19 protein-coding genes and 2 pseudogenes are annotated in these 16732 nt (G+C 67.8%); 17 read left to right on the top strand and 4 right to left on the bottom strand.

Annotation, left to right across the window (positions count from 1 at the left end):
• The first annotated feature begins 118 nt into the window (after window positions 1-118).
• The 3 genes from ACO1BR_RS37865 to ACO1BR_RS37855 all read left to right on the top strand — a co-directional run bounded on the left by ACO1BR_RS37865 (window position 119) and on the right by ACO1BR_RS37855 (window position 2418).
• A protein-coding gene (locus ACO1BR_RS37865; protein ID WP_426799653.1) for an IS5 family transposase occupies window positions 119-993 on the top strand; the annotation gives its coding sequence in 2 pieces (ribosomal slippage) (window positions 119-494 and window positions 494-993; 876 coding nt in all).
• A gap of 69 nt (window positions 994-1062) precedes the next feature.
• On the top strand, window positions 1063-1197 hold the full coding sequence (locus tag ACO1BR_RS37860) for a hypothetical protein (RefSeq protein WP_426799652.1): 135 nt from the start codon (window positions 1063-1065) through the stop codon (window positions 1195-1197).
• A 201-nt stretch (window positions 1198-1398) separates the two neighbouring features.
• The gene (locus tag ACO1BR_RS37855; protein ID WP_426799651.1) at window positions 1399-2418 is read left to right on the top strand and encodes a hypothetical protein; all 1020 of its coding nucleotides are present in this window, start codon (window positions 1399-1401) and stop codon (window positions 2416-2418) included.
• A gap of 175 nt (window positions 2419-2593) precedes the next feature.
• Here ACO1BR_RS37855 and ACO1BR_RS37850 read toward each other — a convergent pair.
• A pseudogene (locus ACO1BR_RS37850) lies at window positions 2594-3033 on the bottom strand (IS701 family transposase); the annotation flags it as partial.
• A 539-nt stretch (window positions 3034-3572) separates the two neighbouring features.
• On the opposite strand from ACO1BR_RS37850, the gene ACO1BR_RS37845 reads away from it, so the two are divergent.
• The 3 genes and pseudogenes from ACO1BR_RS37845 (at window position 3573) to ACO1BR_RS37835 (ending at window position 5624) form a co-directional block, all read left to right on the top strand.
• Window positions 3573-4793 (top strand): arylsulfotransferase family protein, encoded by a 1221-nt coding sequence (locus tag ACO1BR_RS37845; RefSeq protein ID WP_426799650.1) that lies wholly within the window; start codon window positions 3573-3575, stop codon window positions 4791-4793.
• A 151-nt stretch (window positions 4794-4944) separates the two neighbouring features.
• Window positions 4945-5152, top strand: a pseudogene (locus ACO1BR_RS37840) (leucine zipper domain-containing protein); the annotation flags it as partial.
• Window positions 5153-5276: 124 nt separating this feature from the next.
• A complete protein-coding gene (locus ACO1BR_RS37835; RefSeq protein WP_426799655.1) occupies window positions 5277-5624 on the top strand; it encodes a hypothetical protein in 348 nt (115 codons plus the stop codon).
• Between the two features lie 5 nt (window positions 5625-5629).
• Here the strand turns inward: ACO1BR_RS37835 and ACO1BR_RS37830 are convergent, their stop codons facing one another.
• The gene (locus tag ACO1BR_RS37830; RefSeq protein ID WP_426799649.1) at window positions 5630-5998 is read right to left on the bottom strand and encodes a hypothetical protein; all 369 of its coding nucleotides are present in this window, start codon (window positions 5996-5998) and stop codon (window positions 5630-5632) included.
• A 403-nt stretch (window positions 5999-6401) separates the two neighbouring features.
• Between ACO1BR_RS37830 and ACO1BR_RS37825 the strand changes: the two genes are divergently transcribed.
• Window positions 6402-6986 carry an ISL3 family transposase gene (locus tag ACO1BR_RS37825; RefSeq protein ID WP_426799648.1) on the top strand — a complete coding sequence of 195 codons (585 nt, stop codon included), beginning with the start codon at window positions 6402-6404 and terminating at the stop codon, window positions 6984-6986.
• A 52-nt stretch (window positions 6987-7038) separates the two neighbouring features.
• Here the strand turns inward: ACO1BR_RS37825 and ACO1BR_RS37820 are convergent, their stop codons facing one another.
• On the bottom strand, window positions 7039-7518 hold the full coding sequence (locus tag ACO1BR_RS37820) for a DUF6086 family protein (protein ID WP_426799647.1): 480 nt from the start codon (window positions 7516-7518) through the stop codon (window positions 7039-7041).
• A gap of 597 nt (window positions 7519-8115) precedes the next feature.
• Between ACO1BR_RS37820 and ACO1BR_RS37815 the strand changes: the two genes are divergently transcribed.
• Together ACO1BR_RS37815 and ACO1BR_RS37810 are read left to right on the top strand one after the other, a co-directional pair.
• Window positions 8116-8541, top strand: coding sequence for a hypothetical protein (locus ACO1BR_RS37815; RefSeq protein WP_426799646.1), 426 nt, complete (start codon window positions 8116-8118; stop codon window positions 8539-8541).
• Between the two features lie 83 nt (window positions 8542-8624).
• Window positions 8625-9023, top strand: coding sequence for a hypothetical protein (locus tag ACO1BR_RS37810; RefSeq protein WP_426799645.1), 399 nt, complete (start codon window positions 8625-8627; stop codon window positions 9021-9023).
• 283 nt (window positions 9024-9306) lie between these two features.
• On the opposite strand, the gene ACO1BR_RS37805 is transcribed toward ACO1BR_RS37810, so the two are convergent.
• A complete protein-coding gene (locus ACO1BR_RS37805) occupies window positions 9307-10026 on the bottom strand; it encodes a DUF4277 domain-containing protein (RefSeq protein ID WP_426799644.1) in 720 nt (239 codons plus the stop codon).
• Between the two features lie 297 nt (window positions 10027-10323).
• On the opposite strand from ACO1BR_RS37805, the gene ureA reads away from it, so the two are divergent.
• The 8 genes from ureA (at window position 10324) to ACO1BR_RS37765 (ending at window position 16504) form a co-directional block, all read left to right on the top strand.
• Window positions 10324-10710 (top strand): urease subunit gamma, encoded by a 387-nt coding sequence (gene ureA, locus ACO1BR_RS37800; protein WP_426799643.1) that lies wholly within the window; start codon window positions 10324-10326, stop codon window positions 10708-10710.
• 10 nt (window positions 10711-10720) lie between these two features.
• Complete coding sequence (locus ACO1BR_RS37795) at window positions 10721-11299, top strand: urease subunit beta (protein ID WP_426799642.1); 579 nt, start codon at window positions 10721-10723, stop codon at window positions 11297-11299.
• A gap of 32 nt (window positions 11300-11331) precedes the next feature.
• Window positions 11332-13206 carry an urease subunit alpha gene (gene ureC / locus ACO1BR_RS37790; protein WP_426799641.1) on the top strand — a complete coding sequence of 625 codons (1875 nt, stop codon included), beginning with the start codon at window positions 11332-11334 and terminating at the stop codon, window positions 13204-13206.
• 102 nt (window positions 13207-13308) lie between these two features.
• A complete protein-coding gene (locus ACO1BR_RS37785) occupies window positions 13309-13983 on the top strand; it encodes an urease accessory protein UreF (RefSeq protein ID WP_426799640.1) in 675 nt (224 codons plus the stop codon).
• 25 nt (window positions 13984-14008) lie between these two features.
• Complete coding sequence (gene ureG, locus ACO1BR_RS37780; RefSeq protein ID WP_426799654.1) at window positions 14009-14752, top strand: urease accessory protein UreG; 744 nt, start codon at window positions 14009-14011, stop codon at window positions 14750-14752.
• An 83-nt stretch (window positions 14753-14835) separates the two neighbouring features.
• Window positions 14836-15624 carry an urease accessory protein UreD gene (locus ACO1BR_RS37775; protein ID WP_426799639.1) on the top strand — a complete coding sequence of 263 codons (789 nt, stop codon included), beginning with the start codon at window positions 14836-14838 and terminating at the stop codon, window positions 15622-15624.
• A 4-nt stretch (window positions 15625-15628) separates the two neighbouring features.
• Entirely contained in the window at window positions 15629-15955 is a 327-nt protein-coding gene (locus ACO1BR_RS37770) for a hypothetical protein (RefSeq protein ID WP_426799638.1), read from the top strand.
• Window positions 15956-16066: 111 nt separating this feature from the next.
• Window positions 16067-16504, top strand: coding sequence for a GFA family protein (locus ACO1BR_RS37765; RefSeq protein WP_426799637.1), 438 nt, complete (start codon window positions 16067-16069; stop codon window positions 16502-16504).
• The last annotated feature ends 228 nt before the right edge of the window (window positions 16505-16732 follow it).

Genomic DNA, 16732 nt, shown 5'->3' with positions numbered 1-16732 from the left:
CAAGATCCCCACCCACAACCACACCAACGACCAACCTGTCCAACCGTCACACCAAAGACCGTTGCAGTACTAGGGCGTGTATCGGAAGTGGATCTCGGGTGCGGCATGATCTCGGTTTGTGGCGCGTGAAGATCTGACGGATGCGCAGTGGGCCGTGCTGGAGCTGCTGTTGCCCAAGGGAAGGAAGCCGGGCCGGCCGCCAAAATGGACCAGGCGGCAGCTGATCGACGGCATACGGTGGCAGACCCGGGCAGGGACGCCGTGGCGGGATGTTCCGGAGCGCTACGGGCCCTGGGGCAGGGTGTACGACCTGTTCCGGCGATGGCAGCGGGACGGCACATGGCAGCGGATCTTCACCGAGTTGCAGGCCCGGGCCGATGCCGAGGGCCTGATCACCTGGGACCTCAACGTCGACTCCACCGTCTGCCGGGCTCACCAGCGCGCCGCCGGCGCGCGGAAAAGGGGGACCTACAGAAGGAACCACCGGGCGGCATCGCCACCGAGCCGGACGATCACGGCCTGGGGCGCTCGCGCGGCGGCCTGACCACCAAGCTGCACCTGGCCGCTGAGCAGGGCCAAAAACCGATGGCGATCGTGGTCACGGCCGGGCAGCGCGGGGACTCCCCGCAGTTCGAGCCCGTCCTGGAGAAGGTCCGCGTGCCCCGCCTCGGGCCGGGCCGCCCGCGCACCCGGCCCAATCGTGTGCGCGCCGACAAGGCGTACGCCTCCCGAAAGAATCGAGCCTACCTGCGGCAACGCGGAATCCGCTGCACCATCCCGGATAAGGCCGACCAGGTCCGCAACCGCAAGAAGCTCGGCCCGAGAGGCGGCCGTCCACCGACGTTCGACTTGGAGGACTACAAGGCTCGGCACGCGGTCGAGTGCGGCATCAGCCGCCTCAAAAGGCACCGTGCTGTGGCCATGAGGTATGACAAGCTCGCGGTCCGCTACGAAGCGACTGTCCTCGTAGCGGCCATCGGCGAGTGGCTATGACGACTCACACGGCGCGCTGCATACACACGAGTTGATCCCGCTCGTCCCTGCTGGCGGACGCGCCTGCTGGTGCTGTCTGGAATCCTGCTGGCCAACCGCGTCCCGTTCGGTTTCGTCGCGCAGGCTGGCTTGGACTCGATCACGGTGATAGCAGCGCACGCGTACGGCCACACCGCCGACGCCCTCAGCGAGGAACTTGCCTGAGGTCCAGTGATGTCACGTCGTCTCCCAGCAGACCCACGCACCCTGGCCCGCGACACACCGGACTCCCTGTCTCGGCCTCCGCGCTGAGCTGCCTGACCGCGAGGCCCGACACATCCGGATGCCTGCACTGCCTGGACACGGAGCTGTGCAAATGTGGGCGGGCGAGCCGTCCAGCGGTGTTGTCCTTCGAGGTGGTGGCGTATGGAGAGTGGCCCCCAATCGGCGCGGAAGTATCCGCCGTGGGCGACGTCACCCGCCTTCCTCTCGGTCCTGTTCCTGTTCCCGGCGACGGCCGGGTTCCTGCTCTTCTGGCTGAGCCCGGGCGAATTCATGAACAACGACGACCTCGCCGCGTTCAGCATTGGCATCGGTTCCGTCTTCGCGCTGTGGTTCGGCCTCGGGGTCTGGGTGTCCGGCCGGGTCGGCGACGTGCTGGGGCTGTTTCGCATGGCTGGGCGGGCCCCGGCAATCCCGCACCGCCTCTTGCTCGCCATCTGGCTGCTGGGCTCTGCCGCGATCGGTGCCTTGCTCCACTGGCAGGACGGTCCGCCGGCGTGTCTCACGGGGCCCGGGTGGCCGTGTGTGCTCGAACCGGGCTTCAGGTGGCGGATCACGACGGTCGTCCTCCTGGGACTGTGGTCTGCCGGGCCGGCCGTCGTGGTCATCTGGCTTGTTGCCGAGCGACTTCGCCAGCTGCGCGCCCTGTTCGAAGAAGAGCCCTGCAACGTGACTCTGCCGGGCCGGACCGTGGATGAACTTCGCACGCTCCAAGACTGCCTGGTGGCCTCGCTCGTCGCGATCGGCATCGCGCTGTCCGCGGCGACCCTCGTGATCATCGCGGTGCAATTGCTGCTCAACGGCCTCGCGCACACGTTCTGGACACCGATCTACAGCAGCCGGGGGTGGCACATTCCTCCTGGGGATTTCATCGTCGTCAAGGAACGGTTCGTGGTGTTGATCGGCACGTTCTTCACCGGCGTGTTTGCGGCGGTCTACGTACCCACGCTCCTGTCCTGGCGCAGGCGGGCGTACGAACTGGTGAACATTGTGTACACCACTCCGTTGACGGGGAGGCCGAGTGAGACCTGGACGCAGGGACGAGCGCGGATGATGGCCCTTCTCGGCCTGAACGTCGGACTTGCGAAACGGTTGTCCAACGCCCTGGTAGTCCTCGCCCCACTCGCGGTCGGCCTCCTCAGCAAGCTGTCCAAGAAGCACTGAGGACCTCCCTCGGTAGCGAGCCGTGGCAGCGGCCGGAGGTTCACGGTCCGGCGGCCCGACACGGCGGCCAGGGGCGACTTGGGCCGACGGCGGTAGGTCGCGGTGGGGCAGGTGGGGCAGGTGCCGGTGCAGCACAGCAGCAGTTCCCGCAAGGTTCGAAGGACTTGGTAGAGGGTCAGACCGGCGCTGGGGCTTTTGGGTCGAGTCTGCGGAGGGTTAGGAAGGCGTGGGCGGCGGTGACGAGGGTGACGTGATGGTGCCAGCCGCGCCAGGTACGGCCTTCGAAATGGTCCAGGCCAGCCCGTGCTTCATCTCGCGGTAGTCGTGCTCGATGCGCCAGCGGATCTTCGGCATCCGCACCAGGTGCCGCAGCGCAGTGTCGGCGGGCAGGCTGGTCAACCAGTAGTCGGTGGGTTCGTCGTGGTGGGGTGGCCATTCGGCAATCAGGGTCTCGACCGGTAGGGCGCCATCCCAACTGGCGCGTCCGCCTGCTTTGTCCAGCGCGGCCTTCTTCGCCGCGACGCCGGCCGGGCGTACCTCCATCACCATGAATTGGCTGGTCATCGTGCCTTTGCTGCCCTGCCGCCAGGTGCAGCGTCGCAGTCGGCGCCGACCGTCCTGTGCGATCAGGTCGAGGTGCGAACACTGTTGGTGGGCGGCCGGGTTCATGATGCGGACTGATGTTGACGGCGGGTGGGAGCCCCGCTAACTTCGCGGCATGCGGAAGTATTCCATGGCCCTGACAACTCGCGGTCACGTCGACCTCAAGCGAGTCTGTTCGGCTGCCTGTCGCTCCTGCTGAGGGCTTCGACCCCTCCTCCGGAGTCTCTTCCGCCTTGCGGGCCTACGCGCCCTAGCGGACTGGTATGGCCCGCCTGTGTGTCCTCACCCGGTGGCAGCCGCCCTCCACGACTCGATCTATCCAAGTGCCGCTGACGGCCGTCGTGCATGATCTCAACGTCTCGTTGGCCGCGCACAGTTGACACGTGCCGCCGTGTACTCCCCCCGAGGGGTAGCGGCTTCCTGCATCACAATCCCTGAGCCGGCGACGGTTCTCGCCCCCCGGCGCACGGCGCACGGGGACATGGCTAGTCGCTGTCAACGAACAGTCCCGAAACCCCCTACTCAGCTTCGGGCTTCAAAAAAGGAGCATCATGCGAAAGAGGACCTGGGCCGTACCGATGACGCTCGCTGCGGCGGTGACCGCGGCACTCGCGGGCGCGGTGCCCGCGACCGGAGCCTGGGCGTCGGAGTCGGGCAGCCGCCCACTGCCGCCGGTGCACGTCCTGGCCGACGAGGCGGGGATCGGCGGCGGGGACATCTTCGTCTCGCCGAACTCGGCCACAAGCAAGTACGCGAGTGGCGTGGAGATCCTCAGTCATGACGGCAAGAAGGTCGTCTGGTCGCACGCGGTGCCGTACGGACAGGAGGCCGCCGACTTCCGCAAGCAGACCTACCACGGCAAGCCGGTGCTGACCTGGTGGCAGGGCACCAACCTCGGTGGGCTCGCCAGCGGCGTCGACTACGTCTACAACGACCAATACCAGAAGATCGCCGAAGTCCGGGCCGGGAACGGCTACACCGCCGACGGTCACGAGTTCCTGATCACGCGGCGCAACACCGCGCTGATCCTGGCCTACAAGGATGCCACCGCCGACCTCACGTCCATCGGCGGCTCCGCTCACCAGAAGGTGATCAACGGGGTCGCGCAGGAGGTCGACATCCGCACCGGCAAGGTGCTGTTCCAGTGGAACAGCACCGACCACGTGCCGTACGCGCAGAGCGAGCAGCCGCTGCCGTCCTCGGAGAACACGCCGTGGGACTGGTTCCACATCAACGCCGTCAAGCTGGACGGCAAGGGGAAGCTGCTCATCGACGCACGCAACACGTGGACCACATACCAGGTGTCGCGGCACACCGGCAAGATCCTCTGGCAGCTCGGCGGCAAGGCGAGCTCGTTCAAGCTCAAGGCCGCACCCGGCCAGGTGCTGAACAAGGCCGGGAAGATCTTCGCCTGGCAGCATGACCCGGAACCGCTCGGGAACGGCCTGTACACGCTCTTCGACAACGAGGCCGCAGGTACGGCAAACACGGGCTCCGGGACCGTCCGGGAGCTGCCGTACAGCCGCACGGTGACGGTGCGCCTGAACACCAAGAACCACGAGGCCACGCTGGTGCGTTCCGTCGATCAGGCGATGAAGCTCAGTGCCTCGTCCCAGGGGAACGCGCAGACGGTGCGCAACGGCGACCTTCTCGTCGGATGGGGATCGCTGCCCTACGTCTCCGAGTTCAGCCGATCCGGCAAGCTGCTCTTCAACGCTCAGTTCCCCACGGGGGTGAACACCTACCGGGCGTACCGGTTCGACTGGAAGTGACCGGGGGAGGCCCCGAGCACTCAAAGGCACCTGGTGTTCTGCCCACGGAGGTTGGTGACGGATTCCACGGTGGGGTGATCTTGAACGAGTGAGGGCCTTCCGGGTTCGGTGTGGATTGCGACGTCTACACACGAACGATCAGAAGGCCCTCGTGTCCCACCGTAATGCACCCTTGACCAAGACCGGCCGTCTGCGTCTGGCCCGCTGCGTGGTCGAGGACGGCTGGCGCCGAACGCTTCCAGGTCTCTCCGACGACCGCGAAGCGGTGGGCGGACCGCTATCGCCAGTGCGGCGAGGCGGGGATGTGTGACCGCTCCTCGCGCCCGCATCACAGTCCGCGTCGGACCCCGACCCGCACCCCTGTCACTCACCTCCACAACCCGTCGAGGCTATCGGCCAGCCCGAATCCGTCGAGATCTGGCCCAACCCCGCCCACGGCCCACTCCTCAACGACCTGCTGGGCACACCGGGCTCCTGCGGCCGATGTGGTGCACCAGCTGGCGCGTGGTCGCCGCCCGCGTCATCACCCCGCTCCTTGGCCTGCTGGCATTCGAGCACACTGACCTGCCCCGGCTGTCGATCACCACCAGCCACCCCCACGGGTACCTCTGGAAGCGCGACACCGTCGACAGGTGGCTCGGGGACGCTCCGGCCGTGGGGGTGGATGACGACTTCACCAGCCTCGACCACCAGTGGGCCGTAGAGTGTTCGGCCCGCGTCGCTCCGACGCAGCTGATCCGGCCGAACCCGCGCGTCGGACTGCTGCCGGAGCACATTGCGGCGGCTCTGGGTTGGCTCGCGCAGTCCGGGGCCCCGCGGACGGCGGCCTGACGCCGTTACCGCTCGGCTTCCGCGAGCGTGAGCAGCCGTTCGGCAGCGACGCGCGTCGCGTCGAACGTCTCCTTGTGGCCACCGATCGGCATCTGCGCGTCGGTGAGGAACACGCCGTGCCCCTCGGCCCTGAGCAGGCGGATCACCCTCTGCTCGACGCGGTAGGCGTCTGCGCCCGTGGCGAACTGGAGCTGGGCTAACGGCGCCCAGCCGCGGCCTTGGAACCGGGCGACCCGGTCCTCGCGGGTGTGCTGGCCGGTGATCCCGATCTTCACCGCGCCGTACGCGGCGTGCGAGAGGATGTACAGCCGGGCCGGGGCTCCCGGGTCCAGGCCGTAGCGCGCGCAGTGCTGGCAGCACTCGCCCCTGGTCATGCGTCCGCCCTTTCCCGGGCCCGGCACCCCGCCGAGCACCCGGGGTACATCGTCCCGCTGACGATCACAAATCAGCGTCGGGCCACGACGACATACACCTATCGAGTGCCCAGACGGTAGGGCAGACCTAGACAAGTCCACCACGATCATGACGCAAGGGCTGGTACCGATGCGGTACCAGCCCTGTCTGCCTGTGCGGCTGGCGACGGGGTGGCTCGGTGGCGCCTGCGCGAGTGCCCTGGTGTCCCTGCAGGGCTGGGGACACTCTCATCCGCTCATGACTCTCTGTCGCGCCCCCACACAAACTGAGCCAGAACCCTATCGGCCGTCAACTCCACATGACCCACCGCACCGTCAAAAGCCTCGCTGACGCGACCAAGCCGGAAGACCTCTTTCGCGGGCAGTGGCAGCACAACCGGACCTCCGCCTTGGACGAGTACAAGCCCTACCTGGACGAACGTTGGACGAGGGCTGCACCAACGCCTGGAAGCTCTGGGAAGAGATCATCCCGCTCGGCTACAAGGGCAGCTTCGGCATTGTCAGCGCCTACATCCGGAAGAAGCGCACGTCACCAGGGCCGATCACCGCACAACCCCCGGCACCCCGCGTGGTGACCCGATGGATTCTCAGTCGCCCGGAATCGCTCACCGAGATCGAACACCTCCGGCTCAAAGCCGTCCTGGCCAACTGCCCCGAGCTTGACGCGCTCACCGGCCACGTCCGAACGTTCGCCCACATGCTTGCCGAGCGCCAGGGCGAACTGCTCCCCGAGTGGCTCGACGCCGTCCGCCAGGACGACCTGCCCAGTCTCCACCCCCTTGCTGCCGGTATCGACCGCGACCGTGACGCCGTCATCGCCGGCCTCACCCTGCCCTGGAACTCCGGCGTCGTCGAAGGGCACGTCAACCGCATCAAGATGCTCAAACGGCAGATGTTTGGCCGTGCTGGCTTCGACCTCCTCAGCAAGCGTGTCCTGCTCTACTCATAGGACATCGTTTCTGATGGCTTGCGAGTCCTGCGCAGATGTTGGCAGACCCAGCTCAGGTCACCATGAATCGGCCCAGCTCGCGTGACTTCTGCTGAAGGGCGGCAGCCCACGCCCCCTCAGCGGAATCCGGGACCGTTGGGACCTGAACATCCTTGAGCGCGCCGCCCTCGGCAAAGTCGACTGACTGCCAGTTCACCTCGATGCCCGCCCTCTCCGCCAAGACCAGCACCGTGGCGATGAACCCCTCGGACAGGGCCGTCATGACGACGTGGCTCGTTCTCCGGTGCCACGCGAGCAGGGCATCGACGAACGCTGTGAACGTGGTGGGGTCGATCTGGCACTCGTCAGCCTTCATGGGGCCGATGCCGGACGGCAGACCAACTTCGGCTTCGTACACGTTTACCTGGCCTATGAACAGCCGGGAAGCCCCGTTGGACGGGTTCCACAGGGTCTGGTCGCCCATGTCGAAGTACTGGCTCAACGCGGCCTCTTCCTGCTGGTCATACCGGCCAACATCGTGAGCCACTGACATTACGGTCAGTCAGCCCTCCACGGAAAGCGAGCCAGAACCACTACTGCTCGATAAAGCCAGCCCGGGCTCGCGCGACGCTGGACCGGGTCGCGGCCGCGGTGTCGACCGGGCGCGTCGACGATGTGGTGCGGCGCGTGGGTGACAATGACGGGTTCGCGCGGGCGGGGCGAATCGGCGAAGGTGCGGATGCCCAGCTCGCGCAGCGGCATGTGCCGTGGTCAGGCGGAACGGGAGCCGCAGCTCAACCCCGCCAGAGACAGCACAGCGCGCAGCCGCCGCTGTCGTTACCGCATGGGAGCGACCTCTTTGTCGAGGAACTCCTCTTCGCTCAACTCGATCCTGAACAGGTGGCCTTCCGGCTCCAGCATCATTACCGGCCGCAGCCCCGGCGGGCCACTGGCGGCTTGGGGACGGCCGCGTATCGGTTGTTCGCCCCGGACACGCGCGGTGCTTCCGTCAGCGGGGCAGCGGCGGCGCGCCCCGGGCCGTGATGCATGGACGTGGGTGAATGGCTTGCACCGGGCCGGGCAACCGTCTGCGCGGTCGGACCGTCTACTTCGTCAACACGGGTGGAGATTCTGCCCAGTTGGGGGAGAGATGACATTCCACAACCTCGCGCACCACAGTCGCGGGCCGCTGCGCTTTGCTGTCGTCGCAGCGGTCGGCGTGAGCACGCTGGCCCTGGCCGTCGGTTCGGCGTCCGCGAAGTCCGCCACGGACATCGCGGTCAGCCCGCACCGCGCACACGTCGGCGCTGTCTTGCGAGTGACCGGCAACGGAGGGAGCGACGACCCGGTCTACCAGCGCTTGTGTATCCAGGACCGGGTGGGCCGGCATGGCGTGTGGCACGAGATCACGTGCACACACGAGCGTTACTGGGACGGAGGGAGTCTCAGCCTGCGACTACGCGCCGCGCACCGCGGCACGATGCAGTTCCGCGCGGTGCTGTTCGTCAGGGACAACCTGCGGCAGCGGCCCCAGCCCGGTCCGGAATCCGCCACGGTGACTGTCGTGATCCGATGAACACCACCCCACCGTGCGCGGGGGCCGGCGGTTGGGAGCGCCGCGATCGATCCGGCATCGGTTCCGGCCGTAAGATGACGTCCTTGGCTGTTGTGCCCGACACGGGAGGGGAGCACGCCGTGGAATGGACGAAGCTGTGGCTGCAGGAGCCTGAGGACCATGACTTCCCGGCGGCGGCCGACTATCTCGGCCTGCTGCGCGATGAGGGCGAGGTGATGCGCATCGTCGATGCTCTGCGTGAGGCACCGACGCAGGCGAAGAAAGCCAAGGACATCATGCGAGCCTCCGCTCTGCCGCTGCTCCCCGCCGACAACGTCCACGTCAAGCACAACATCCAGAAGGTCAAGTTGGGCAAGAAGCTCTCCCCGGTACTCCTCGTCCGAGGCATCCCGCTGGTCATCGCCGACGGCTATCACCGGGTCTGCGCCGCTTACCACCTGACCGAAGATCTGATCGTGCCCTGCCGGATCGTCGGCCGCTGACGCGCTGCACTTGCGCCGCCAGGGCCTAACCGCCCAGCCGGTTACCGGCTGTCAGCGCAGTCCTGGACGCCGGGAGCCGGGCTCCGTACGCTTCCGGAGCCCGGTGGGGAGTGTGACGGCTTCCGTCGGGCACCGCGATCGAGCACGGTCTACCGCTCCCGGTCGTGGTCGTCGTCCTGGCCCTATGCGGCGTCACGGTCGTTATCGTTGCGCAGATCGGTGTCGTCGGTGAAGTCCGTCCGGCTCACGTATCGCCCCTGACCTGGGGATCATGAAACTGCGGTCAGAGGGTTTCCACGACCTGGGCGACCTCGCTGGCGCCGCCGCTGAAGGCGCGGTTCAGCACAGGGATGGCGCCGTCGGCGGTGACCGCCAGCCCGGCCTGAGTCTGCTTCAGGTCCGGGCGGCGGTCCTTGGGATGGCCGTACTTGACCTGCGGGAAGCCGTCCTCGGGGTGCTCGAAGGCGCCGTGCAGGGACACGCTGGTCATGTTGCAGTGACAGCGGGTCGCGTCGATACCGAACTCGGTGATCGCCTTCGCGCCCACCGAACCGGTCACCTGGTCCAGGTGCGGGGCGATCGCGTCGAGAGCGCGGGCGAGCCGGTCGTCGTTGAGCAGGTGCGGGTCGATCCCGAACGCTTCCTCCACCGCCCACGTCCTGGCCCACTCGCCGACCTTGAACAGCTGAGCCGGCGAGGACAGCCGGTTGGCGATCAGCGTCTCGATCACCTGGCCATGGGTGAGGTGCGCGATCTCGCGGACCGGGCACAGCCCGTCCACGATCCCCGCGATATCCAGGCGACGCAGGAACCTCGCGCAGGCCGGCAGCGCGTCCAGGCGCTTCTCCATCACCGGAGCGATCACCAACTCGGCACGCCCCTCGCGTTCAGGCTTGCGCCGGTCGGCGCCGAGATGCCCTGCTCCAGCCTGGTCAGCGGCGGCACCGTCGAGTGCAAGGTCATCGAACCAGTACCCCTTCTCGTGGTTGCCGGCTTCGTTCAAACGCTCGCGGCGGCACCCGTTCGAGGGGTCCGGGGCGATTGTGCGGCAGTATCCCGGCCAGCCGCAGGATGATCACCTACGGCGCAGCGTGGCTCAGCTGGTGGACCCGGTGGTCCCGCCTCTCGCTGCGGACTCACATTCATCGCTGGATCCGGGAAAGGCCGTAGGCATTTCACTCCCCGAGTACACGTGTGCCTGCTCGCCTAACGGGCGTCGGCCCGGAGGTGTCCTGGCTGCCTTCCTTGAGCCGGGGTCACCAGGGGCCAGAGACACCATCACCACTACCGAGGAGCACCGATGCACCTGATTCCGTCAGAGCAGGAAAAGCTGCTGTTGAGCGTGGCGGGGATGCTCGCCAGCTACCGCAAAGAGCGCGGCATCAAGCTGAACTACCCCGAGGCCGTGGCCTACATCAGCTGTTGGGTCATTGAGGAGGCCCGGGCGGGAAACTACACCGTCGACCAGATGATGAGCGACGCCAGCGTTCCCCTGGAGCAGCGGAAGGGCGACACCCGGGGCGAGGGCGAGAGCGTCCTCACGACAGTCGACGTCATGGAGGGCGTCGCCGAGATGCTCGACATCCTCCAGATCGAGGCGACCTTCCCCGACGGCCGCAAGCTCGTCACCCTCTACGACCCGATCCGTGCCCCGAAGATCACCCCGACGGCCGCCCCGATCCGCTGAGGACGAACCCATGCCCTACTTCCAGCCGCTGGCAGCGAAGCCCACGCCGATCGTGTGTCCGGACGCGCGGCCTGACTGCGCTGTTCCTCCCGAGCTCCTGCCGCCCTCCGATCTGGATCCGGGCCAGGTCCACGGCTTCTCCCGATACAAGGTGGGCGGAGTGTGGGTCAAGGACCCGACCGCGGCGCATGTCCTCAACTCCGAAGAGGGCAAGGCCACTGTCTACGTGGTCAACGTCGGTGACCGAGACATCCAGATCGGCTCGCACATCCACCTGGCCGACGTCAACGAGGACCTGCTGTTCTTCACCGACCTGGACGCCGCCACCGCTGCCGAGGCCGCCCTGACCGACCCTGAGCGCGTGCGGTCTGAACAGATCGCCGACGCCCGCGAGTTGGCGCACAACCGGTCGAAGACACCGGGGGTGGCCCCCTGGGGCTACCGCCTCGATATCGCTCCGGGGGACTCCATGCGGTTCAGCCCCGAGAACGCGCCCAGCGACGCGATCGAGGTCGTTCCGATCGGCGGGAGGCGACATGTTCCGGGCCTGCGCAAGGACAAGCAGGCCGGCGACGCCGATCTCGACTGACAGGGCCCTCGTAAACCCAGCTGGAGGAAGCAATGGCGAACATCACTCGCGAGCAGTACGCGAAGTCCTATGGCCCGACCGTGGGCGACCAGGTCCGTCTGGGCGACACCAACCTCTGGATCGAAATCACCGAAGACCTGACCTTCGGTGGTGACGAGGCGATCTTCGGCGGCGGCAAGACCATCCGCGAGTCGATGCTGCAGGGCACCACCACCAGTGCGCAGGGCGCCCCCGACACCGTGATCACCAACGTGATCATCCTGGATGTCGCTCCCGCCCAGGAGCGGGGAAACAGCAACGCCGTCGTGCGTGCCGACGTCGGAATCAAGGGCGGCAGGGTCGTCGCGATCGGCAAGGCCGGCAACAGCGATGTCATGGACGGGGTCACGCCCGGGCTGGAGATCGGTCCTTCCACGGACGTGATCTCCGGCGAGGGCAAGATTCTCACTGCCGGCGCCGTCGACACTCATGTGCACTACATCTCCCCCTCGGCCGTCATGGAGGCCGTGGCCACCGGGACCACCACGCTGATCGGCGGCGGTGTTGGCCCCTCCGAGGGGTCCAAGGCGACCACCGTGACCCCCGGCTCGCAGCACCTGGTGAACCTGCACCGCAGCTTCGACGACCTGCCGGTCAACGTGATGCTGCTGGGCAAGGGCAACACTGTCAGCAAGGACGGCCTGGACGAGCAGGCGCTGGCGGGCGCCGGCGGTTACAAGATCCACGAGGACTGGGGAGCCACTCCGGCGGCTCTGGACGCCGCACTGAAGGCCGGAGAGGAGTGGGGCCTGCAGGTCACCCTGCATGCCGACTCCCTCAATGAGGCCGGCTTCGTCGAGACCACCCTCGATGCCATCGGCGGGCGCGGCGTTCACGTCTTCCACGCCGAGGGCGCCGGTGGCGGGCACGCCCCCGACATCCTGAAGGTGGCCGCCGAGGAGAACGTTCTGCCCGCCTCGACGAACCCGACGCTGCCGTACACCAGGAACACCGTGGCCGAGCACATCGACATGCTGGCCTCCGCCCACCACCTCGACCTCAGCAACAAGAACGACCAGGCGTTCGCCGACTCCCGCATCCGCTCCACGACCATGTTCGCCGAGGACGTGTTGCACGACATGGGCGCGATGTCCATCACCTCCTCCGACGCCCAGGCCATGGGCCGCATCGGTGAGGTCGTGACCCGCACCTGGCAGGTCGCCCACGTCATGAAGGAGTGGAGCCACAAGACCTTCAAGGACGCGAACTTCTTCTACCGGACCGAGCGGGGAGCCGGCGACAACGCCCGAGCACTGCGCTACGTGGCCAAGTACACGATCAACCCCGCCATCGCCCACGGCATCGACGAGTACGTCGGTTCGGTGAAGGTGGGCAAGCTGGCCGACCTGGTGCTGTGGGACCCGCGGTTCTTCGCCGTACGGCCCGAAATGGTGATTAAGGGCGGCGCCATGGTGCTCGGCAACCTGGGCGACCCCAACGGTTCGGTGTCGACGCCGCAACCGACGTTCCTGCGCCCGGCGATGGCCGACGCGCTCGCCTCCCAGCTGTCCTACTCGTTCGTCTCGGACAAGGTTCTCAACCCACCCTCCGGCACCGACCCGTACGCCACGGTGAGGGGCCAGGGCGCGTTCAAGGACTCATTGAAGGCCACCCTTGGTCTGCGGCGTGAACTGAAGGGCGCCAAGCCCGTCAAGGACGTCAAGAAGGCGGACATGGTCTTCAACGGCGGGCAATTCGGCATCGACATCGACCCAAGCACATTCAAGATCGCGGTGGAGATCCCGGGTCTCGCCACGACGCAGAATCACAGCCTCACCAAGCACAGGAGCCGTGCCGGCTTCTGGTATCTCGACCAGCCGCATCCGCCGAAGAGCCTGCCGCTCGCCCAGCGTTACCTGATGTTCTGAGGCACCCGGTGAGCGCCTCCTCGCTCCTGCTCGCCCTCCTGGGCGACGCCCGGCTCCCGTCCGGGGGACACACGCAGTCCGCCGGTCTGGAGCCGGCCCTGCGTGCCGGCACGACAGCAGCCCAGGTTCCCGACTACCTGCGTGCCCGCCTCCGTACGGTCATCCGTGTCGAGGCGGGGACCGCCGTCGTTGCCCGNCGGTCTGGAGCCGGCCCTGCGTGCCGGCACGACAGCAGCCCAGGTTCCCGACTACCTGCGTGCCCGCCTCCGTACGGTCATCCGTGTCGAGGCGGGGACCGCCGTCGTTGCCCGTGCCGTGGCAGCGGGCGGCGGCGACCTCGCCGAGGTCGAGGCCGCCTGGGCCGCCCGGACCCCCAGCCAGGCGCTCAGGGCCAACGGGCGGCGTCTGGGGCGCGGGTATCTGCGCGTCCTGCAGACGCTCTGGCCCGGCCCCTTCGACGCCCGCGCATGCACCTGGTCGCGCCCGGTCGTGCTGGGCCTGCTCGCCCACCGGGCCGGGATGGACCCCGCCGACGTGGCGCGCCTGGTCGGGTACGACGACGTCCAGACCGTGACGGCGGCCCTGCTCAAACTCGAGCCGCAGGACCCGCTGCTCATCGCCGCGTGGGTGAAGGACCTGCTGCCCGACATCGACGAGATGGCGGCTCAGGTCGCCCACCTGTGCACCCCCGAACAGATCCCGGCCCACGGCGCCCCTCTCATCGAGCGCTGGGCCGAGACCCACGACACCACCACAGAAAGACTCTTCAGTGCCTGAGAACACCACCGCCCCCACCCGGGCCATGCGTCTGGGCGTTGCCGGTCCCGTCGGCACCGGCAAGAGCTCGCTGATCGCGACACTGTGCCAGGCACTCTCCGGCGAACTGCGCCTGGGTGTCATCACGAACGACATCTACACCGACGAGGACGCACGCTTCCTCAAGAGCGCCGGGGTGCTGGACCCCGAACGGATCCGCCCGGTGGAGACGGGCGCCTGCCCGCACACCGCGATCCGCGACGACGTCACCGCCAACCTGCTGGCGGCCGAGGACCTGGAGGCCGACTTCGGCACTCTGGACCTGGTCATCATCGAGTCCGGCGGCGACAACCTCACCGCGACCTTCTCCCCGGCCCTGGTCGACGCCCAACTGTTCGTCCTGGACGTCGCCGGCGGCGGTGACGTCGTACGCAAAGGCGGCCCCGGCATCGCCCGCGCCGATCTGCTCGTGATCAACAAGACCGACCTGGGCCAATACGTGGGCGTGGACGTCGAGCGCATGGCCCGCGAGGGCCGCGAAGCCCGCCAAGGCTCCCCGGTGATCGCGCTGTCCCGGCACGACGCAGCGTCCATCCGGATGCTGACCGGCTGGGTCCGCGACACCCTCGCCCACTACCGCACCGGCGAGCACACCCCCGTCGACCCCGGCCCCATGGCCCCGCATTTCCACGCGGGCCAGGACGGCGAGGGCGGTCACCCGCACACCCACGCCGACAGCCCCAACCACGCGCACTACCACGCACCAGCGAATGCAGGGCAGAGCGCGTGACCCTCCCGACCCGCCTGAGCGTCGCTCCTACGGGGAGCCGCAGCCGCGTCCACCACACGACTGGGCACCTGACGGTGCGGGTCATGGACCAGGACGCAGACGGAGTCAGGGTGGGCCTGCTCGCCACCCAGGCACTGCTGTTGTCCGGCGACGACGTCCGCATCGAGGTGGACGTCGCTCCGGGCGCCTGGCTCGATGTCGTGGAGTCGACCGGCACGGTCGCCTACGAAGGCGAGGCACCGTCGTCCTGGGCGGTCGACGCCACCGTGGGCGACGGAGCCGTCCTGACCTGGGCGGGCAAGCCGTTCGTGGTCTCGGACGAGATCGCCACCCACCGTCGCACCCGGATCCGGCTGCACGGCACCGGCAAGGTGCTGATGCAGGAGAAGGTCGTACTGGGGCGTGCCGGGCAGTTGGGCGGGGACCTGAGCATGTCCCTGGAGGCGAGCGACGACACCGGGCCGGTTCAGGTGGAACACCTGAATCTGGGACAGCAGGCCCGTCAGATGCCGGGCATCTTCGGAAACCTGCGTTCCATGGACACGGTCACCGCCCTGGGATGGACACCTGAACCAACCGGTGAACCAGAGGCCGGCACCACCGGGCCCGGGGAGACCTACTTCCCCCTGGACCGGTCCGGAGCCGTACTGCGCTGGATGGGAATCGGCCGATTCCGTGACCAGCTGTGCGACGCCACCTTCGCCGCCTGGCGCGAGGAAGCCATGCGCGGCTACCGGCACCGACACGCCGCACGGCACCTGGGTCACGCAGAGGAGGAGACCGGCCTCGGAGAAGTCGATCGTGGCCCGGCCGCAGACGCCGTGGCAGCCGCAGCCGGGCGGCCCCGTGCCGGTACATGCTGCGCTCCCTAACCGGATGACAGATCGACCCACACGTGGCCCCTCTCGGAGCGGACGAGATCGGCGCTGCCCCCGCAACGATGCAGCGCGGCGGACGGCTCCCTGGGAGCCGATTGGGAGCCGACTCGCTCCCCGAAACCTCCCGGCCGACCGAGACGAGCTGCTGCTGTGCCTGGTCGGACGCAACGAACGCGAGGACGCCAACGCACTGACTGTCACCCCCGACGCCCTGGACGACTTCTTCGCCCGCTTCGATCCTCCCGCCACCGACGAGGACGTGATCGCCTGCACCGGGGACCTTGACGTGCTAGCGGTGGCGTTCACCGAGGCCCGGGGACAGTAAGACTGCCCGGCCCCGGAGCGGGTGCCGTCACGCCAACAGCGTCCTGGCGATCATGGAAGCGATGGCACACTGATGGGCCCAACTTGCCCACCGCGCCCGGGAGATCACTTGATGAACGCCACCTCCGCCGACGCCCAGGAAGTCGAAACAGCCGGGGAATGTACCGGCGGCTGCCTGTGCGGCCGCATCCGCTTCACCACTCGGGGACCAGCAGTTTTTGCCCACACCTGTGCCTGCGGGCATTGCCAGAAACTCGGCGGTACCTCCCTTATGTGGTGGGTGGGATTCGAGACCGTCACCTGGACCGGTGAGGGCGGCGAGCCAACCTGGTACGAGACCTTCGAAGGCGAGGCGAAACGCGGCTTCTGCCCGACCTGCGGCAGCCGCCTCGCGGCGATCGACAGCGACATCCCCGAGATTGGCATCAACGTCACCGCTCTCGACGACACCAGCGGCCCAGACCTCGTGCCGATTCATGCCTCCTTCCGCGACAACGCCGTGCACTGGCTGGCCCCGGTACCCGAGACCGAGCACACCACGGCCGGTTGACCGCCCGTCCACTGGCCGGCAACTTCACCTGCTCCCTGAATTTCCCCACCCGTGCTCGGGCCGTTCCCCAGACGTGCTCTTGTTCCCCATCCCGTACAGGCTGATGTCCGTGAGGCGGGTCCGCCCGGCCGCCGAGAGTACGGGAGCACCAAGGCCGCTCTGTCGTGCGCAGGGTAGATGACAGTGTGGCGCAGAGATTTGTCAGCAGCCAGGCGCACAGCGCTCGGA

The organism is Streptomyces sp. YGL11-2 (assembly GCF_050054615.1).
Taxonomy (GTDB): Bacteria; Actinomycetota; Actinomycetes; order Streptomycetales; family Streptomycetaceae; genus Streptomyces.
This window is presented reverse-complemented; position numbering and strand designations above follow the sequence as displayed.